Annotated in this window: 13 protein-coding genes; 5 read left to right on the plus strand and 8 right to left on the minus strand. The window is 48.2% G+C overall.

What is annotated here, in order from left to right; translation table 11 throughout:
* Positions 1–63 precede the first annotated feature (63 nt).
* Genes ACTHUG_RS04970 through ACTHUG_RS04980 form a run of 3 tightly spaced genes read right to left on the minus strand, consistent with a single transcriptional unit; the run spans position 64 to position 6,019 of the window.
* Positions 64–1,470: an efflux transporter outer membrane subunit gene (locus tag ACTHUG_RS04970; protein ID WP_440386170.1), complete on the minus strand. Its 1,407-nt coding sequence runs from the start codon at positions 1,468–1,470 to the stop codon at positions 64–66.
* A 56-nt stretch (positions 1,471–1,526) separates the two neighbouring features.
* On the minus strand, positions 1,527–4,739 hold the full coding sequence (locus tag ACTHUG_RS04975; protein ID WP_440386169.1) for an efflux RND transporter permease subunit: 3,213 nt from the start codon (positions 4,737–4,739) through the stop codon (positions 1,527–1,529).
* An 11-nt stretch (positions 4,740–4,750) separates the two neighbouring features.
* Positions 4,751–6,019 carry an efflux RND transporter periplasmic adaptor subunit gene (locus ACTHUG_RS04980; protein ID WP_440378045.1) on the minus strand — a complete coding sequence of 423 codons (1,269 nt, stop codon included), beginning with the start codon at positions 6,017–6,019 and terminating at the stop codon, positions 4,751–4,753.
* A gap of 227 nt (positions 6,020–6,246) precedes the next feature.
* Between ACTHUG_RS04980 and mtrR the strand changes: the two genes are divergently transcribed.
* Positions 6,247–6,882, plus strand: a complete 636-nt coding sequence (mtrR, locus tag ACTHUG_RS04985; protein WP_004520505.1) for a multidrug efflux system transcriptional repressor MtrR — start codon at positions 6,247–6,249, stop codon at positions 6,880–6,882.
* Between the two features lie 64 nt (positions 6,883–6,946).
* Here the strand turns inward: mtrR and ettA are convergent, their stop codons facing one another.
* Entirely contained in the window at positions 6,947–8,623 is a 1,677-nt protein-coding gene (ettA, locus tag ACTHUG_RS04990; RefSeq protein WP_107769254.1) for an energy-dependent translational throttle protein EttA, read from the minus strand.
* A gap of 340 nt (positions 8,624–8,963) precedes the next feature.
* Between ettA and ACTHUG_RS04995 the strand changes: the two genes are divergently transcribed.
* The 4 genes from ACTHUG_RS04995 to ACTHUG_RS05010 all read left to right on the plus strand — a co-directional run bounded on the left by ACTHUG_RS04995 (position 8,964) and on the right by ACTHUG_RS05010 (position 14,421).
* Positions 8,964–10,316, plus strand: coding sequence for an SLC45 family MFS transporter (locus ACTHUG_RS04995; RefSeq protein ID WP_070588154.1), 1,353 nt, complete (start codon positions 8,964–8,966; stop codon positions 10,314–10,316).
* Between the two features lie 74 nt (positions 10,317–10,390).
* A complete protein-coding gene (locus ACTHUG_RS05000; RefSeq protein WP_440386168.1) occupies positions 10,391–12,649 on the plus strand; it encodes a glycoside hydrolase family 65 protein in 2,259 nt (752 codons plus the stop codon).
* Between the two features lie 12 nt (positions 12,650–12,661).
* Entirely contained in the window at positions 12,662–13,327 is a 666-nt protein-coding gene (gene pgmB, locus ACTHUG_RS05005) for a beta-phosphoglucomutase (protein WP_440386167.1), read from the plus strand.
* An 86-nt stretch (positions 13,328–13,413) separates the two neighbouring features.
* Complete coding sequence (locus tag ACTHUG_RS05010) at positions 13,414–14,421, plus strand: IS5 family transposase (RefSeq protein WP_440386166.1); 1,008 nt, start codon at positions 13,414–13,416, stop codon at positions 14,419–14,421.
* Between the two features lie 219 nt (positions 14,422–14,640).
* Here the strand turns inward: ACTHUG_RS05010 and ACTHUG_RS05015 are convergent, their stop codons facing one another.
* The 4 genes from ACTHUG_RS05015 to ACTHUG_RS05030 form a co-directional block, all read right to left on the minus strand.
* Positions 14,641–15,060 (minus strand): hypothetical protein, encoded by a 420-nt coding sequence (locus ACTHUG_RS05015; protein WP_440386165.1) that lies wholly within the window; start codon positions 15,058–15,060, stop codon positions 14,641–14,643.
* 11 nt (positions 15,061–15,071) lie between these two features.
* Complete coding sequence (locus ACTHUG_RS05020) at positions 15,072–16,862, minus strand: LysM peptidoglycan-binding domain-containing protein (RefSeq protein WP_440386164.1); 1,791 nt, start codon at positions 16,860–16,862, stop codon at positions 15,072–15,074.
* A 14-nt stretch (positions 16,863–16,876) separates the two neighbouring features.
* Positions 16,877–17,440 (minus strand): hypothetical protein, encoded by a 564-nt coding sequence (locus ACTHUG_RS05025; protein WP_440386163.1) that lies wholly within the window; start codon positions 17,438–17,440, stop codon positions 16,877–16,879.
* Between the two features lie 8 nt (positions 17,441–17,448).
* The coding region (locus tag ACTHUG_RS05030) for a DUF2345 domain-containing protein (protein ID WP_440386162.1) at positions 17,449–18,151 on the minus strand (703 nt) is incomplete at its 5' end.

The following is an 18,151-nucleotide window of genomic DNA, read 5'->3' on the forward strand; positions in this document are numbered from 1 at the left end:
GAACAAAAAGGCCGTCTGAAACCCAAATGTTTCAGACGGCCTCTTGATTTTAGCCGACAACACTTATTCGGCAGCTTTGGTTTCGCGTTTCAAACCGCCGCCAAGTGCTTTATACAAGTCGGCAAGGTTTTCCAGACGGGTCAGCTGATTGGCCAAAAGAGCAGTTTCTGCGCCGTAACTGCTGCGTTCGGCATCCAATAAATCCAATGCGCTAGATACGCCATGTTTGTAACGCAGGCTGATGAGGCGCAGGCTGTCGTTGTAAGCACGGCTTTGCTTGCTCAACGCTTCATAGCTTTTATCCAGCTGTTCGCGCGCAACCAAAGCATTGGAAACGTCTTTAAATGCGGATTGAACAGCGGCTTCATAAGCAACGATTTGTACCTGTTGGCGCAGTTTGGCTACGTCAAGATTGGCTTTGTTGGTACCCCAGTCAAAGATAGGCAGCGTGATGGACGGTGCAAACGCCCAAACACCTGTACCGCTCTTAAACAGGCCGCTCAACTCGCCGGAAGCCGTACCGACCGAACCGGTCAGGCTGATGCGCGGGAAGAAGGCCGCACGTGCCGCGCCGATATTGGCATTGGCTTGTTTGAGCGAGTATTCGGCCGCGCGGATATCCGGGCGGTTGAGCAATACGTCCGAACTCAAACCGGCAGGCAGTTTGGTGATTTTGAACTGTTTACTCAAAGGCAAACCGGCAGGCAAGTCTTCGGGCAAAGGTTGGTTAATCAACATAGCCAATGAATTGCGCGCTTGCTCGCGGTTTTTCACTGCGGATGCGTAATCGGCTTTGGCCGATTCAATCAACGCTTCCTGTTGGCGTAAATCAACGGCGGAAATCACACCGGCTTTATGGCGCAATTGTGAGAGCTTGTAAGTCGCCTCACGGGTTTGCAACACACGTTGTGCCAATGCCATGGTTTCTTCAGCGTAGCGTTCGTTAAAGTAGGCTTTGGCCACGGTAGAAATCAAGGCCAGATGTGCGGCATCGCGGTTGGCGGCTACATTAAAATAACCTTGCAAAGCAGCTTCGTTGGTGCTGCGGACTCGGCCGAAGAGGTCGAGTTCATAAGAGGTTATGCCCAAACCAACGCTGTATTGGCTGCTGACGTTGCCGCCGCTCAAGCTGCCTTGACGCGAACCTGTACCGCTAGCGTTAACGGTCGGCAGCAGGTTGTTGCGCGCAATCATGTGCTGCTTGCGGTAGATTTCGGCATTCAGCGCGGCGGTGCGCAAATCGGTATTGCGTTCCAACGCAATGTCGATCAAGCGGTGCAGGCGCGGATCGGCAAAGTAATCTTGCCAACCCAATTCGGCTGCACGGATACCGTCGTCAACAGTGTCGTATTTAAACGTATCGGCCACGGCAACTTGAGGCTGCTCATATTTCGGCATCATGGCACAGGCCGACAAAGCCACGGCGGCGGCAACGGCGGTCAGTACAGGTTTGAATGTAATCTTCTTCATTTTAGAATCCTTTAGCATTTTGAGGCCGTCTGAAAATTTTTCAGACGGCCTTTGCTTTAGTGCTTGTCTGAATCGTGTTTACCGTCTTCAATCATGCCGGCTTCAGCGGCGTGTTTGGCGGCCATCTCATGCTCGTGTGCGGTTTCTTTAAAGAATTTGCGCACAACCACATAGAACAAAGGCACAAGGAACACAGACAGAATCGTACCGATCAACATACCCCAGACCACGGTCGTACCAATCGCACGTTGGCTGGCGGAGCTGGCACCGCTGGCAACATAAAGCGGTACCACGCCCAAGATGAAGGCAAACGAAGTCATGATAATCGGACGGAAACGCAAGTGTGCGGCGGCAAGCGCAGCTTCAAGCGCGCTCTTGCCTTGCGCTTGCAGGTCTTTGGCAAACTCGATAATCAAAATCGCGTTTTTCGCACTCAAACCCATCACCGTAACGAAACCGACTTGGAAGTAGATATCGTTGGCGTATGCCGGAATACTGCCCAGTAATGCTTCAAACATGTTACGTCCGGTTACGCCCAATGCCGCGCCAATCAAGCCCAACGGAATCACAAGGATAACCGCCAACGGGATAGACCAGCTTTCATACAAAGCAGCCAATACCAAGAATACAGCGGCAGCGGCCAATGCGTACAACACGACAGTTTGCGAGCCGCCTTTAGCCTCTTCACGAGACTGACCACCCCATTCCAGACTGTAACCGCCGCCCATTTCATCCACCATTTGCTGTACCGCAGCCATGGCCTGACCGGAAGATACGCCATTAACAGGCGAGCCGGAAAGCTCCATTGCCGGATAACCATTGAAGCGGACGCTTTGTTCCATACCGTTTTCCCAAGAAACAGTAGCAATGGTAGAAAGCGGTACGGCCACGCCGGATTTGTTCGGTACGGTCAGGTTCAGAATATCGGCAGGCTGCATACGGGCACTCGCATCAGCTTGTACCATCACGCGTTGCAGACGGCCTTGATTCGGGAAGTCATTGACATAAGACGAACCCAAAGAAGAAGCCAAAGCAGTACGGATATCAGAGAACGAAATACCTTGTGCGGCTGCGGCGGAACGGTTGATGTCGATTTTCAACTGCGGCGCATCTTCCAAACCGCTCGCACGAACGGTACTTGGGTTAAACAAACCGCTTTTGCGCATTTTGTCAATCAACTCATTGCGCTTGGCCAATAATGCGGCATGGCCGCTGTTGTTACGGTCTTGCAGGTAAATCGTCAAGCCGGAGCCTGTACCCAATTCCATAATGGCAGGAGGCACAATCGCCAAACCGAAACCGTCTTTCAGCGTAGCCATCATCATGCCGGTCAACTTACCGGAAATAGAAGTCGCATCGCTGCCCGGAGCAGTACGTTCGCTCCAGTCTTTCAGAATGACAAAGCCCAAAGCCATGTTTTGGCCGGAACCGCTAAAACTAAAGCCGGAAACGGTAATAATGTTCTCGATCTCAGGTACAGATTTCGCCAGTTGAGTGATTTGAGCCAAAGTTGCATCGGTACGCTCTTTGGTCGCGCCGGCAGGCAGCTGTACGCTCAACATCAAGTTACCTTGGTCTTCAGTCGGCAAGAAGGAAGTCGGCAGACGCATAAACAGGAATACGCCCACAACAGTCAAACCAATATAGACAACCATCATGCGCAAAGTCTTGCGCAAGACTTTGGCAACCCAGCCTTCGTAGCCGTGTGTCCAGCTGTCGAATTTTTTGTTAAACCAACCGAAGAAACCTTTTTTCTCTTCGTGATGACCCTTCTGAATCGGTTTGAGCATGGTGGCACATAATGCCGGAGTCAGCGTCAAGGCAAGGAATGCGGAGAATGCAATCGATGCCGCCATGGTCAAGGCAAACTGTTTGTAAATGTTACCTGTTGCACCGCTAAACATTGCCAGCGGAACAAATACGGACATCAACACGGCAGTAATACCAATCACCGCGCCGGAAATCCGACCCATCGCTTTTTTGGTTGCAGCCTTAGGCGACAGACCTTCACTCGCCATAATACGCTCAACGTTTTCAACGACCACAATCGCGTCATCGACCACAATACCGATCACCAATACCATCGCAAACATGGTCAATACGTTAATCGACATACCCATGTATGAGATAAAGGCAAAACCGCCCAACAGGGAAATCGGCACAACAATAGTCGGAATCAGCGTATAGCGGATGTTTTGCAGGAAGAGATACATCACCAAGAATACCAATACGATGGCTTCCAAAAGTGTATGGATTACTTTCTCAATCGAAATTTCCACAAATTTGGAAGTATCGTAGGGAACTTTCCAGCTCATGCCGTCTGGAAAATACTTCTGCAAAACCGCCATTTTTTCTTTCACGGCAGTCGCCGTTGCCAAAGCGTTACCGCTGTTAGACAGCATCACTGCCATACCGGTGGTGTTCACACCGTTCAAACGGGTGGAAGAAGAATAATCCTGCATACCCAAGCTGACTTTGGCAACGTCTTTCAGATAGACATTAGAACCATCGATATTGGATACCAAAATGATGTTGCCAAACTCTTCAGCAGTGCTCAGCTGACCTTGCGCCGTCACAGTTGCTGAAATAGTCTGACCTGCAGCCGCCGGCAAAGAACCGATAGAGCCCGCTGAAATTTGAATATTTTGTGTCGCAAGCGCATTGGTTACCGTTGCAAAAGACAGGTTGTAGTTTTGCAGTTTTTTCGGGTCAACCCAAATACGCATGGCGCGTTGCGCACCAAACAATTGTACCTGCCCTACCCCGTCGATACGCTGCAGTTCAGGAATGATATTGCGCTGGGCGTAATCGTTCATTTCCTCAATGGATTGCTTTTCAGAAGAAAGCATGACCACTTGCAAGAAGTTGGAACGCGCTTTAGATACGGTTACACCATATTGCTGTACGGTAGAGGGCAATGTGGACAACACTTCCGACAATTTGTTCTGCACGTCTACCTGCGCCAAATCTTCATTGGTTTCCGGTGTAAACGTCAGACTGACGCTGCCGCTGCCGCTGGAATTGGCAGAAGTCGTCATATAGTCCAAACCTTCCACACCGTACATATTACGTTCGATAACGGCCAGTACGCTGTCTTCCATTACCTGAGCAGAAGCGCCCGGATAAGTAGCGCGCAAAGTAATGGTCGGTGCAGCAACGGACGGATATTGGGAAATCGGCAGTTTTTGAATACCGAAAATACCCGCTGCGATGATAAAAATCGCAATAACCCATGCAAAGATGGGGCGGTCAATAAAAAACTTAGACATTCACGCGTTCCTTATTTGGCTTCAGATGCAGCTTTAGCTTCAGGCTTGGCCTCGGATGCAGCCTGGCCGTCTGAAACTGCCGGTGTTGCTGCCGCAGCACTTGCAGGCGGCGTCCATTCTTTCGGCGTTACCTGTTTAGCACCCGACATAGCGGCAATGCTGATGCCTTCAACAATCACTTTGTCGCCGTCTTTCAGGCCGTCTGTAATCACCCAATTGCTACCTTGCTGTTGGGCAATGGTCACGACACGCGCTTCCATTTCGCTCTTGTCATTCACTACCATCACAGTATCTTGCGAACCGCGGGTAACTGCTTGTTGCGGCACTACAAATGCATTATCCACAGCCACTTGTTCCATCAATACGCGCACATACAAGCCCGGCATCAAGATATTTCTGTCGTTAGGAATGGCGGCGCGCAAGGTAATTTGACCGGTCGTTTTGTTGACAGTCGGATCTGCAAACAGCAGACGGCCTTTTTCAGGGTAAACCGTACCGTCGTCAAATTTGATATCCACTGCAATCGCGCCGTTTGCCGCCAACAATTTGCCTTCGGCAACCTGTTGACGCAGTTTCATGACCTCACTCGCAGACTGGGTAACGTTGACATACATCGGATTGGTTTGTTGGATGGTGGCTAAAACAGTGGTATCGCCAGAATTCAGCAGCGTACCTTCAGAAACTTTAGATTGACCGATAAAGCCGGAAATCGGCGCAGTAATGCGGGATCGGTTCAGGCTGATACCGGCAGATTTGATGGCTGCTTGTGCAGATTTGACGCCTGCCTCTGCTGAACGCTTGGCCGTTACGGCCGCATCATATTCTTGTTGGCTGATGGCATCGGCGGCAACCAGCGGTTTATAGCGGGCTAAGTCGGCGTTCGCTTTGGCCAAAGTAGCTTGCGCACTTGCCAACTGGGCGCGTGCGCTTTCCAAGTTTGCTTCATAAGTCGAGCTGTCGATTTGGTACAAAGGCTGACCGGCTTGCACATAGCTACCCTCTTGGAACAGGCGTTTTTGCAGAATACCGCCGACTTGGGCGCGAACTTCGGCAGTACGCAATGATTCCAGACGGCCCGGCAACTCGGTTGTCAATGCAACGGTTTCCGGATGCACAGTAATCACACGGACTTCAGGCGCAGGCTGTTTTTGCTGTTGCTGACTGCCTTGCACCTGTTGGCCGGCTGCTTTTTCATCGCCTTTGCCGCAAGCGGAAAGCGCCAACGCAGTAGCTGCTGCAATTGCCGCGACACGCATCATTTTAGAAGCATAAAGAGCCATAATTTTCCTATCTCTATAAATAAATAAAGGTTTGACTAATTAAAAATTGATTACTTTAATCTCATATTTCGCAAACAGAAATTGCCTGCTTTTATGAAAAACAGGCTGATTATATAGTGTTGAGAAACACTATCAAGTATTGAATTAAATTATACATACATTCTTGCATGTTCAGAAGTAATTTTTTATAATCCGAACCATAAATTTACATTTCCTACAAAACAATTATGAGAAGAACCAAAACCGAAGCCTTAAAAACCAAAGAATATCTCATGCTTGCCGCATTGGATACGTTTTATAAGAAAGGCATTGCCCGCACCTCGCTCAACGAAATCGCCCAAGCCGCAGGCGTAACGCGCGGCGCGCTGTATTGGCATTTCAAAAACAAAGAAGATTTGTTTGACGCCTTGTTCCAACGGATTTGCGACGACATCGAAAGCTGCATAAAAGAAGACTCGAACAACAATAACGAACAGGCTTGGTCAAGCTTCCGACTAACCCTGACCCGTTTTTTCGAGCGCCTGCAACACAACGAGCTTCACTATAAATTCCACAGCATTTTGTTTTTAAAATGCGAACACACCGAGCAAAACGAGGCGGTCATTGCCATCGCTAAAAAACACCAATCACTATGGCGTGAAAAAATTGTTGCCGTCCTGACTGATGCAGTACAACAAAAAGCGTTGGCGGATAATTTGGATATCGATATGGCAGTCATCTTCATCAAGTCTTCATTAGACGGCTTGATTTGGCGCTGGCTTTCTTCAGGTCAAGGCTTCGATTTAGCGCAAACTGCCCCACGCATGATTGAAATCATCATTGATACATTGGAAAACCATCCGCAATTAAGAAAACAATCATAAACATCAAAAATAAAAGGCCGTCTGAAACTTTGAAGTTTCAGACGGCCTTTTCATGAAAACCTGCTTAACGTGTTACCGGTTTGTAACGGATACGTTTCGGTTTTGCGCCCTCTTCGCCCAAACGGCGTTTCTTATCGGCTTCGTATTCCTGATAGTTGCCGTCGAAGAACACCCATTTAGAGTCGCCTTCACAAGCCAGAATATGCGTAGCGATGCGGTCGAGGAACCAGCGGTCGTGCGAAATCACCATCACGCTGCCGGCAAATTCCAACAATGCGTCTTCCAGCGCGCGCAGGGTTTCTACATCAAGGTCGTTAGACGGTTCGTCTAGCAGCAACACATTGCCGCCGCTCAACAAAGTTTTTGCCAAGTGCAGACGACCGCGTTCGCCGCCAGACAATTGACCTGCGATTTTGCTTTGGTCGCTGCCTTTGAAGTTAAAGCGTCCCAAATATTGGCGGGCAGGAATTTCAAATTGACCAACCTGCAAAATATCGCGGCCTTCGGCGATGTTGTCGAACACGGTTTTATCGTTTTGCAAACCTTCGCGGCTTTGGTCAATCAAGCTCATTTTTACGGTTTGGCCGATTTTCACTTCGCCGGAATCAGGCTGCTCTTTGCCCGAAATCATTTTAAACAGCGTCGATTTACCCGCTCCGTTCGGGCCGATGATACCGACAATCGCGCCAGCAGGCACTTTAAAGCTTAAATCGTCAATCAGCACTTTATCGCCAAACGACTTGGAAACATTCACAAATTCAATTACTTCGTTGCCCAAACGCTCGGCAACAGGAATAAAGATTTCCTGAGTTTCGTTGCGTTTTTGGTATTCGTAGTTGCTCATTTCCTCAAAACGCGCCAAACGCGCTTTAGACTTGGCTTGGCGGCCTTTGGCATTTTGGCGCACCCATTCCAATTCCTGCTTCATCGCCTTCACGCGCGCAGCTTCTGATTTCGCCTCGTTTTCCAAGCGTTTTTCTTTCTGCTCCAGCCAAGACGAGTAATTGCCTTTCCACGGAATACCATGGCCGCGGTCGAGTTCCAAAATCCATTCGGCGGCGTTGTCAAGGAAGTAGCGGTCATGCGTTACGGCAACCACCGTGCCGGGGAAGCGCACCAAGAATTGCTCCAGCCATTCGACCGATTCAGCGTCCAAGTGGTTGGTCGGCTCGTCCAGCAGCAGCATGTCGGGCTTGCTCAACAAGAGTTTGCACAAAGCAACACGGCGTTTTTCACCGCCGGACAAATTGCCGATTTTGGCATCCCATTCCGGCAGACGCAGCGCATCGGCGGCGATTTCCAATTCATGTTCCGCACCGCCGCCTGTGGACGAACCCGCCGCGATAATCGCTTCCAAGCGGCCCTGTTCTTCCGCCAGCGCATCAAAATCCGCATCGGGATTGGCGTACTCGGCATACACTTCTTCCAAACGTTTCTGCGCCGCAGCCACTTCGCCCAAACCGCTTTCCACTTCCTCACGCACGGTTTTTTCAGGATCAAGCTCCGGCTCTTGCGGCAGATAGCCGATTTTGATGCCGCCCATCGGCACGGCTTCGCCCTCAAATTCCTTATCCACACCCGCCATAATCCGCAGCACGGTGGACTTGCCCGCACCGTTCAAACCAAGCAGGCCGATTTTCGCGCCGGGGAAGAAGGAAAGGGAAATATCTTTAATAATGGTTTTTTGCGGCGGCACAACCTTGCTCACGCGCAGCATAGAATAGACGTATTGTTGGGACATAGTTTTCTCGTTTCCGTCAAACAAATTTCAGACGGCCCATTTTAACCTATTGCCCAAATACTTGCTTGTTCAAATGCCGTCTGAAAATAGAAATAAGCATCAAAATATACACCGCGCCGAACCGATACCCTTATTGCCCGACGGTATCAATGCCAAACCGCAAAAAATTTGATTTAAGCCAGTTTATCCTTGAACTGGCATTGCCAATATCCGACGCGCTTCATAAAATGCACCTATATCCTTGAAAGTACGCACACAAACAATAACGACAGAGAACGCCACACCAAGGAACCTTTCAGATTTCTCAATAAAAATACTTTTTAAAAAAAGGATTTACCTCATGTCGGAAAATACGCAAAAAACAGCAAAACAAGGTTTGCCGTCACTGGCAAAAAGTACGATTTGGATGCTGAGCTTCGGCTATCTCGGCGTTCAGACGGCCTTTACCCTGCAAAGCTCACAAATGAGCCGAATTTTTCAAACTTTAGGCGCCGACCCGCACAATTTGGGCTGGTTTTTCATTCTGCCCCCATTGGCCGGTATGTTGGTTCAGCCAATTGTGGGCTACTACTCAGACCGCACTTGGATGCCGCGCCTGGGCGGCCGCCGCCTGCCCTATCTGCTTTACGGCACACTGATTGCGGTCATCGTGATGATTCTGATGCCGAACTCGGGCAGCTTCGGTTTTGGCTACGCTTCTTTGGCGGCTTTGTCGTTTGGCGCGTTGATGATTGCGCTGTTGGACGTATCCTCCAATATGGCGATGCAGCCGTTTAAGATGATGGTCGGCGACATGGTCAACGAGGAGCAGAAAAGCTACGCCTACGGGATTCAAAGTTTCTTAGCGAATACGGGCGCGGTTGTGGCGGCGATTCTGCCGTTTGTGTTCGCGTATATCGGTTTGGCGAACACGGCCGAAAAAGGCGTCGTGCCGCAGACCGTGGTCGTAGCATTCTATGTGGGCGCAGCCTTACTGATTATTACCAGTGCGTTCACCATCTTCAAAGTCAAAGAGTATGATCCGGAAACCTACGCCCGCTACCACGGCATCGACGTGGCTGCAAATCAGGAAAAAGCCAACTGGTTCGAACTCTTAAAAACCGCACCTAAAGCGTTTTGGACGGTGACTTTGGTACAATTCTTCTGCTGGTTTGCCTTCCAATATATGTGGACTTACTCGGCAGGCGCGATTGCGGAAAACGTTTGGCAGACAACTGATGCCTCCTCTGTAGGCTACCAAGAAGCAGGCAACTGGTACGGCGTTTTGGCGGCAGTACAATCCATTGCTGCCGTTATCTGCTCGTTTATTCTGGCAAAAGTACCGAATAAATATCATAAAGCCGGTTATTTCGGCTGCTTGGCTCTGGGTGCGCTCGGTTTCTTCTCCGTTTTCTTCATCAGCAATCAATACGCACTGGTGTTGTCTTATACCTTAATCGGTATTGCGTGGGCCGGTATTATTACCTATCCTTTGACGATTGTAACCAATGCCCTCTCCGGCAAACACATGGGTACTTATTTGGGTCTGTTCAACGGCTCTATCTGTATGCCTCAAATCGTCGCCTCCCTGCTGAGCTTTATCCTCTTCCCTATGCTGGGCAGCCATCAGGCAACCATGTTCTTGGTTGCAGGCGCAGTCTTGCTGCTGGGAGCCTTCTCAGTCTGTCTGATTAAAGAGACCCACGGCGAATAATCCATCAATACCATCGGCAAAGGCCGTCTGAAACCTTTGCCGAACTTACAATTTTAATAACAGGAGCTTCATAAATGTATACAAGAATCATGGAAATCAGCCCTTGGACACTGCGTTCGGCAAAACTGGAAAAAGAACACAAACGGCTGCAAGAGAGCCTGACCAGCTTGGGCAACGGCTATATGGGCATGCGCGGCAACTTTGAAGAAACCTACTCCGCCGACAGCCACTTGGGCACCTACATCGCCGGTGTGTGGTTCCCCGACAAAACCCGCGTCGGCTGGTGGAAAAACGGCTATCCCAAATATTTCGGCAAAGCCATCAACGCGCTCAATTTCAGCAAAGTTAAAATCTTTGTCGACGGGCAGGAAGTCGACTTGGCGAAAAACGACGTTACCGGCTTCTCCGTCGAACTCGACATGCAACACGGCGTGTTGCGCCGCTCGTTCACAGTATTCGGCGTGCGTTTCGATGTGTGCAAATTCCTGTCCGTCGCGCAAAAAGAGCTGGCTCTCATCCGATGGGAAGCAGTATCCGTCGACGGCAAAACCCACCAAGTCCGCATCGATTCCATCATCGACGCCGACGTGAAAAACGAAGACTCCAACTACGAAGAAAAATTCTGGCAGGTATTGGACAAAGGCGTTTCAGACGACCGCTCCTATATTGCCACCCAAACCGTCGCCAATCCCTTCGGCGTGGAACAATTCATCGTCAACGCCGAGCAAACCTTCACCGGCAGCTTCAAAGCCTTCGGCGGCAGCCAAACCGACTGGCAGGTCTCTAATTCTTTCCAAGCCGAAGTCGGCGGCACGCCCGAAACTTTTGAAAAACGCGTGATTGTTACCACCAGCCGTGATTATCAAGGCTTGGAAGCAGTGAAAGCCGCTGGCCGCGCCTTGTCGGAAAAAATCGCAGGCGTTGCGTTTGAAACCTTGCTGGACGCGCACAAAGCAGGCTGGCTGCACCGTTGGGAAATCGCCGACGTGGTCATCGAAGGTAGCGACGAAGCGCAGCAGGGCATCCGCTTCAACCTGTTCCAACTGTTCTCCACCTACTACGGCGAAGACGCACGCCTGAACATCGGCCCGAAAGGCTTTACCGGCGAAAAATACGGCGGCGCGACCTATTGGGACACCGAAGCCTACGCCGTGCCGCTCTACCTCGCACTGGCTGAACCCGAAGTTACCCGCAACCTGCTGCAATACCGCCGCAACCAACTGCCGCAGGCGCAGCACAACGCGCGCGAACAGGGCTTGGCGGGCGCACTCTATCCGATGGTAACGTTTACGGGCATCGAGTGCCACAACGAATGGGAAATCACTTTCGAGGAAATCCACCGCAACGGCGCGATTCCTTACGCCATCTACAACTACACCAACTACACCGGCGACGAAAGCTATCTTGCCAAAGAAGGCTTGGAAGTCTTGGTCGAAGTGTCCCGCTTCTGGGCGGACCGCGTCCACTTTTCCAAACGCAACGGCAAATACATGATTCACGGCGTAACCGGCCCGAACGAATACGAAAACAACATCAACAACAACTGGTACACCAACACCCTCGCCGCATGGGTATTGGACTACACCCGCGAAGCCTTGGCGAAATACCCGCGCCCGGATTTGAACGTGAACGCCGCCGAGTTGGAAAAATGGGCAGACATCAGCGCCAATATGTACCGTCCTCATGATGAAGAACTCGGCGTATTCGTGCAGCACGACGGCTTCCTCGACAAAGATATCCGCCCAGTGTCCGCGCTTTCGCCCGATGATTTGCCGCTCAACCAGAAATGGTCGTGGGACAAAATCCTGCGTTCGCCCTTCATCAAACAGGCGGACGTATTGCAAGGCATCTACTTCTTCGGCGACCGTTTCAATATCGACGAAAAACGCCGCAACTTCGACTTCTACGAACCGATGACCGTGCATGAAAGCTCGTTGTCCCCATGTATCCACTCCATCCTTGCCGCCGAACTGGGCAAAGAAGAAAAAGCCGTGGAAATGTACCAGCGCACCGCCCGCCTGGACTTGGACAACTACAACAACGACACCGAAGACGGCCTGCACATCACCTCCATGACCGGCTCGTGGCTCGCCATCGTCCAAGGTTTCGCCCAAATGAAAACTTGGGGCGGCAAACTCAGCTTCGCACCGTTCCTGCCGAGCGCATGGACAGGCTACGCCTTCCATATCAACTACCGAGGCCGTCTGATTAAAGTCGCCGTCGGCAAAGAAAACGTCGTCTTCACCCTACTCAAAGGCGAGCCGCTCGATTTGCAGGTGTACGGCAAAGACATTACGCTCAACAGCAGCCACACCGTTGCGTTGGAAAAATAAGGAGGGCGAAAAATGACTTTCACCGCAGTGCTCTTTGATCTCGACGGCGTCATCACCGACACCGCCGAGTACCACTACCGCGCATGGAAAAAGCTTGCCGAAGAATTGGGCATCAGCATCGACCGCAAGTTTAACGAGCAGCTCAAAGGCGTGTCGCGCGACGATTCGCTCAAACGCATCCTCGCGCACGGCGGCAAAACCGTCGGCGAAGCCGAGTTCGCCGAACTGACCCGCCGTAAAAACGACAACTACGTCGAGATGATTCAGGCAGTCAAACCCGAAGACGTGTATCCCGGCATTTTGCCCCTGCTGGAAGCATTGAGAGCAAACGGCAAAAAAATCGCCCTCGCGTCCGCCAGTAAAAACGGCCCCTTCCTGCTAGAACGCATGGGGCTGACCCACTTCTTCGACGCCATTGCCGACCCTGCCGCCGTCGCGCATTCCAAACCCGCCCCCGACATCTTCCTCGCCGCAGCCGAGGGCGTGGGCGCGGACATCCGCCACTGCATCGGCATCGAAGACGCCGCCGCCGGCGTCGCCGCCATCAAAGCCGCCGGCGCCTTGCCCATCGGCGTGGGCAAAGCCGAAGACTTGGGCAGCGACATCGCGCTGGTGTCCGACACCGCCGACCTGACCTACGCCTACCTGCAAAACGTGTGGGAACAGTCGGGCAGATAAAATATTAAGGAAGTAAAAAGGCCGAGACCTTTGCAAAATTCTCCAAAATCCCCTAAATTCCCACCAAGACATTTAGGGGATTTCTCATGACCACCTTCTTCCAGCAAACCGCACAAGCCATGATCGCCAAACACATCGACCGCTTCCCACTATTGAAGTTGGATCAGGTGATTGATTGGCAACCGATCGAACAATACCTGAATCGTCAAAGAACCCGTTACCTTAGAGACCACCGCGGCCGTCCCGCCTATCCCCTGTTGTCCATGTTTAAAGCCATTCTACTCGGACAATGGCACAGCCTCTCCGACCCCGAACTCGAACACAGCCTCATCACCCGCATCGATTTCAACCTGTTTTGCCGTTTTGACGAACTGAGCATCCCCGATTACAGCACCTTATGCCGCTACCGCAACTGGCTGGCGCAAGACGACACCCTGTCCGAATTGCTGGAACTGATTAACCGACAACTGGCCGAAAAAAACCTAAAAGTAGAGAAGGCATCCGCCGCCGTCATTGATGCCACCATTATTCAGACTGCCGGCAGCAAACAGCGTCAGGCCATAGAAGTTGACGAGGAAGGACAAGTCAGCGGCCAAACCACACCGAGTAAAGATAAAGATGCCCGCTGGATAAAGAAAAACGGCCTCTACAAACTCGGTTACAAACAACATACCCGTACCGATGAGGAAGGCTATATCGAGAAACTGCACATCACCCCCGCCAATACCCATGAGTGCAATCACCTGTCGCCTTTGCTGGAAGGTATAGCCGAAGGTACGACCGTCTATGCCGATAAAGGCTATGACAGTGAGGAAAACCGGCAACATCTGAAAGAGCATCAGTTGTTAGACGGTATTATGCGCAAAGCACACCGCAAACATCCGCTGACGGAAGCGCAAACCAAACGTAACCGATATTTGTCGAAGACCCGTTATGTAGTCGAACAAAGCTTCGGTACGCTGCACCGTAAATTCCGCTATGCGCGGGCAGCCTATTTTGGTCTGTGTAAAGTGAGTGCGCAAAGCCATCTGAAGGCGATGTGTTTGAACCTGTTGAAAGCGGCTAACAGGCTAAGTGCGCCTGTTGCTGCCTAAAAGGCGGCCTGGATGCCTGATTATCGGGTATCCGGGAGAATGAAGAGGGGTATTTGGGTAGAATCAGTGGATACTTGAAACAAAAACAGCCGAAAACCTGTGTTTGGATTTCGGCTATCGTGGGAAGGTCTTTTTTGCAAAGGTTTCAGGCCGTCTGAAAGGAATTTTATCAGACGGCATCACTATAAAACTACTTATAGGCTATAAAGAAAAATTAATTTAATTATTACAATTTTTAATAATAATTGATTTAGGCACCCTCTTAATTAAATTAGTAAAATCATCTCTAACCTCAGCATGATTAATATTTAATTCTTTCTTATTAATTAGTATATATATATTTCTTTTATCTTTAGAAATATAACCATCCTTAAACCTAAACTCTTTATACATACCTGAACTTAACTTATTTCCATTTTTAAAATCATATACATACAAAGACTTACCTGTTTCCCCATAGTAAGTTGAAGTAATAAAACAATGATTTGATCTATCTTTAAATAGTTTTAGTTCCCCTCCCTCTAAACTTGACTCTTCATCATCAAGTTCAGAAGTAAAAATTAAATTTACTCCGTATGCGTTTTGACATAATAAGACAAAGAATGCGAATATTGCTAGCATTATATTTAATGATTTCATAACAACTCCATTTAAATATCATATTTAACAGCTAAAGGATCGCCACCAGCAGCTTTTACAGCTGCTCTTAGTTGAGCCATATTTTTACCAACCTTCAATTCGAAATGAGGATAATCCTTAAATTTTCTCCAATTTCCTCCCCATGCTAACCCCTCTTCAATTCCTACATGTGCGATCAATTTCAGTAATCTAATATTCTCTGCATCATCTTCCATGTGGATCCTACCATCTTGCCAGATTGGAAACACATCTATTGCGAGTCCAAAATTATGATTACTTTGCCCTCCTTTTGCATTTGTTACTTTTGATCCAGGCATTGTTCTTCCTTTGGCATACAACTCATCCTGTTCTCTATATGTCCTATATCCCTGTACAATTCTTAATTTAATTTGATGTTGTTCATACACTTTTTTAATAAACCTTCTCACTTTATCTTGAAATTGAGGATGAAGTTTATTAATTTTTGTTTCATTTTGATCATGTATTTCTCTATTCTTCTTAACCACCGTAACAGGCTTCCCATCCACGGAATTTACTTGCTTTACCTCCTTTTTCTGTCTTGGTTGGGGAGGAGTTTGTTTTTCTCCGTTATCGTCCTTTGGTCGACTAGCTGTTCCTGTAGCAGAGGAAGGACTCATCTGCACTTTTCTTGCAGATGGTTGGTTACCTGTTTCTTGTGCCTTAGGTTTTTCTATTTTTACCTCCCTATTTCCTGTTTTCGTATTTGCTCCTGTATTAATGGTAGGTTTTGTTTGTACTTTCTCGGCAGGTGGTTGCGTGTTTGTTTCCTGTGCCTTAGTAGGTCGATCTATTTTCACTTCCCCGTTTTCTTTTCTCGCAACAGGTCTACCTGTTTTTGCAGGAAGTCGGATTTTTTGTCCGATATAGATTTTATTGGGATCTGTAATTTTTGGGTTTGCATGAAGTAATGCTTCTACGGTTGTTCCCAAATTTTGGGCAATTTTTGTCAAAGTATCCCCTTTTTTGACCCTATAGTACATCCCTGCATAGTTTCCGGGTTTCCCATTCGGTTTCAATATAACTCTTTGTTTTATATACGGACTAATAAGTTTCGTAATAATTTCCGTTACCGAAATCATCCCTTCTATATTCGCCTTTGGCATATGCTTACCTGCATTGGGATTGATTTTAATCTTTACATCTTTTCCTGCATGTTGATATGGAATCTCTTTGGTTTTACCTTCTTGGTCGGTTTGTCCTTGGATAATGACCTTTTCTTGGCCTTGTTTTTCGTGTGTAATTTCATATGGAACATTAGGAATAGCTTCTCCATCAAGATTAACTATTTGTAATCTTTTTGATTTGTTCGCATTTTTGTATCTGTACCATTTAAAATCATCATTTTCAGTACCTGCAATTTTAACTTCTTCCAAAAGATTAAAGTTCCATGCTGGTGTTGGCTTATACAAGTGGGGCTTACTTCGACTCAAAGAAGACTGCGCCCTCGGGCTATAATACAATACGACCTTTCCCGTAGGATCTTTTATCATTCCATCATATATAGGCCGGACAGCGGCAATAATCCGTAAAACTAATGGCGATGGTTTCCCAGCTGATAGAGAATTATAGGCACTTAAGAATGGTTGATTTTTTTGTGTTGCCGCATCAAAACCCGTTTCTAATATTATATCTTTAATTGTCTGATGCTTTCTCCATTCTTTATATTTAAATCGATTCATTATTACATGAGCAATTACTTTCCAAGAAGCACTGCTACAATTGCCAGCTTCGCCAGCAATTGTAGAAACAAACAGGATAAATTCCTTAGAATATTGTGACATTACCGATCTCCGAATTACTTCACACAAGGATTGTCAATGACCATATCAACTGATTCATAAACATGATTTAAATAACTTATAGCTACCTTTTTTTGTTTAAACTTCCCTTGAACTATTGATTGCAAAGATGCAACATCCTTTGCAAAATTAAATTGCTTACTATGTTTTAAAATAATCTTTAGTGGTTTTGGCTGGAAAAATTTATAAAAATAAATACCTGCTTCATCCGCAGTCATGATACATTTCGTATGGGCGTCTATAGTAATAACTCCTGATACTGTTTGAGGCTTATGGACTCCATCAACCAAAATTAAATATGAATTATACGAGCCTAGATTAATATTCAATGCAAAAATATCCCCAATCCATTTGTATGTTGCTTTATCTTTGGGGATGTCTCCAATAATTACCCCCTCCTTAAGATAGAAAGTGCATTCATTTATTTTTTCATTACACTCCCTAGTTATTTTTAATGTATTATTTGGAGAAACAAAGGCTTTCTGACCGGCAAGACTTACTGCATTCGCGGTTAGTAATATGCAAACTAAGAATAATTTTTCAAGTTTAAACTGTAGCATCTTGTCATTTATTCCTTATCTAAACTATCAAAATCATTACAGCATAAATAATCATCTTGTTCTATATAACTTTCATCCCCAGACAAAACCCAATCTCCTCCTCCTACAAAAAAATTAGCATATTCTTCTGTAGCTGAAGTAATTCGTCCGGTTCGTCCATATTCATCAAGGTTTCCTTTAAATTCCTCCCCACTTTCAGTAAGTGCAAAATATTTTATAGATGTTAAGTCACCAAATCCTTCAAAACTTTCGGCAACATCCAATCTATTACTATAACGCTTAATTGCGCCAACTTGAGTGAATTTGAAGTTGGTACTGTTCGCCCCATTCACTACCAACGGTGCCCTCACCCTAACCACCTTCGGACTCCCGATCTCAACCTCCCCATTGCTCAACTTGATATATGCCCCCTTGCAGGTGATCAGAACCTCCTCCTTCGCCGCAATGGTAACTTTCCCTGCGCTGCTGGTTAACGCTGCGTCCTTCAAAGCATTCAGCTGCAACTCATCATTCTGTGCCTGTACAGTAACTGCACCCTGATTGGCCTGCATCTTGATGCCGCTGCTTTGGGCAAACAGGTTAACGCTCTCTGCCGCATGGGCGGTCAGGCTTTGGCCGGCGGTAATGTCGGTATGGTTGCCGCTGATAAGGTGGATGTTTTCATTGGCGGTATGCAGTTGGCTTTGCTCTGTTGTGGTGGCGATGCCGGCC

The sequence above is a fragment of the Neisseria sp. P0022.S009 genome (assembly GCF_051956675.1).
Taxonomy (GTDB): Bacteria; Pseudomonadota; Gammaproteobacteria; order Burkholderiales; family Neisseriaceae; genus Neisseria.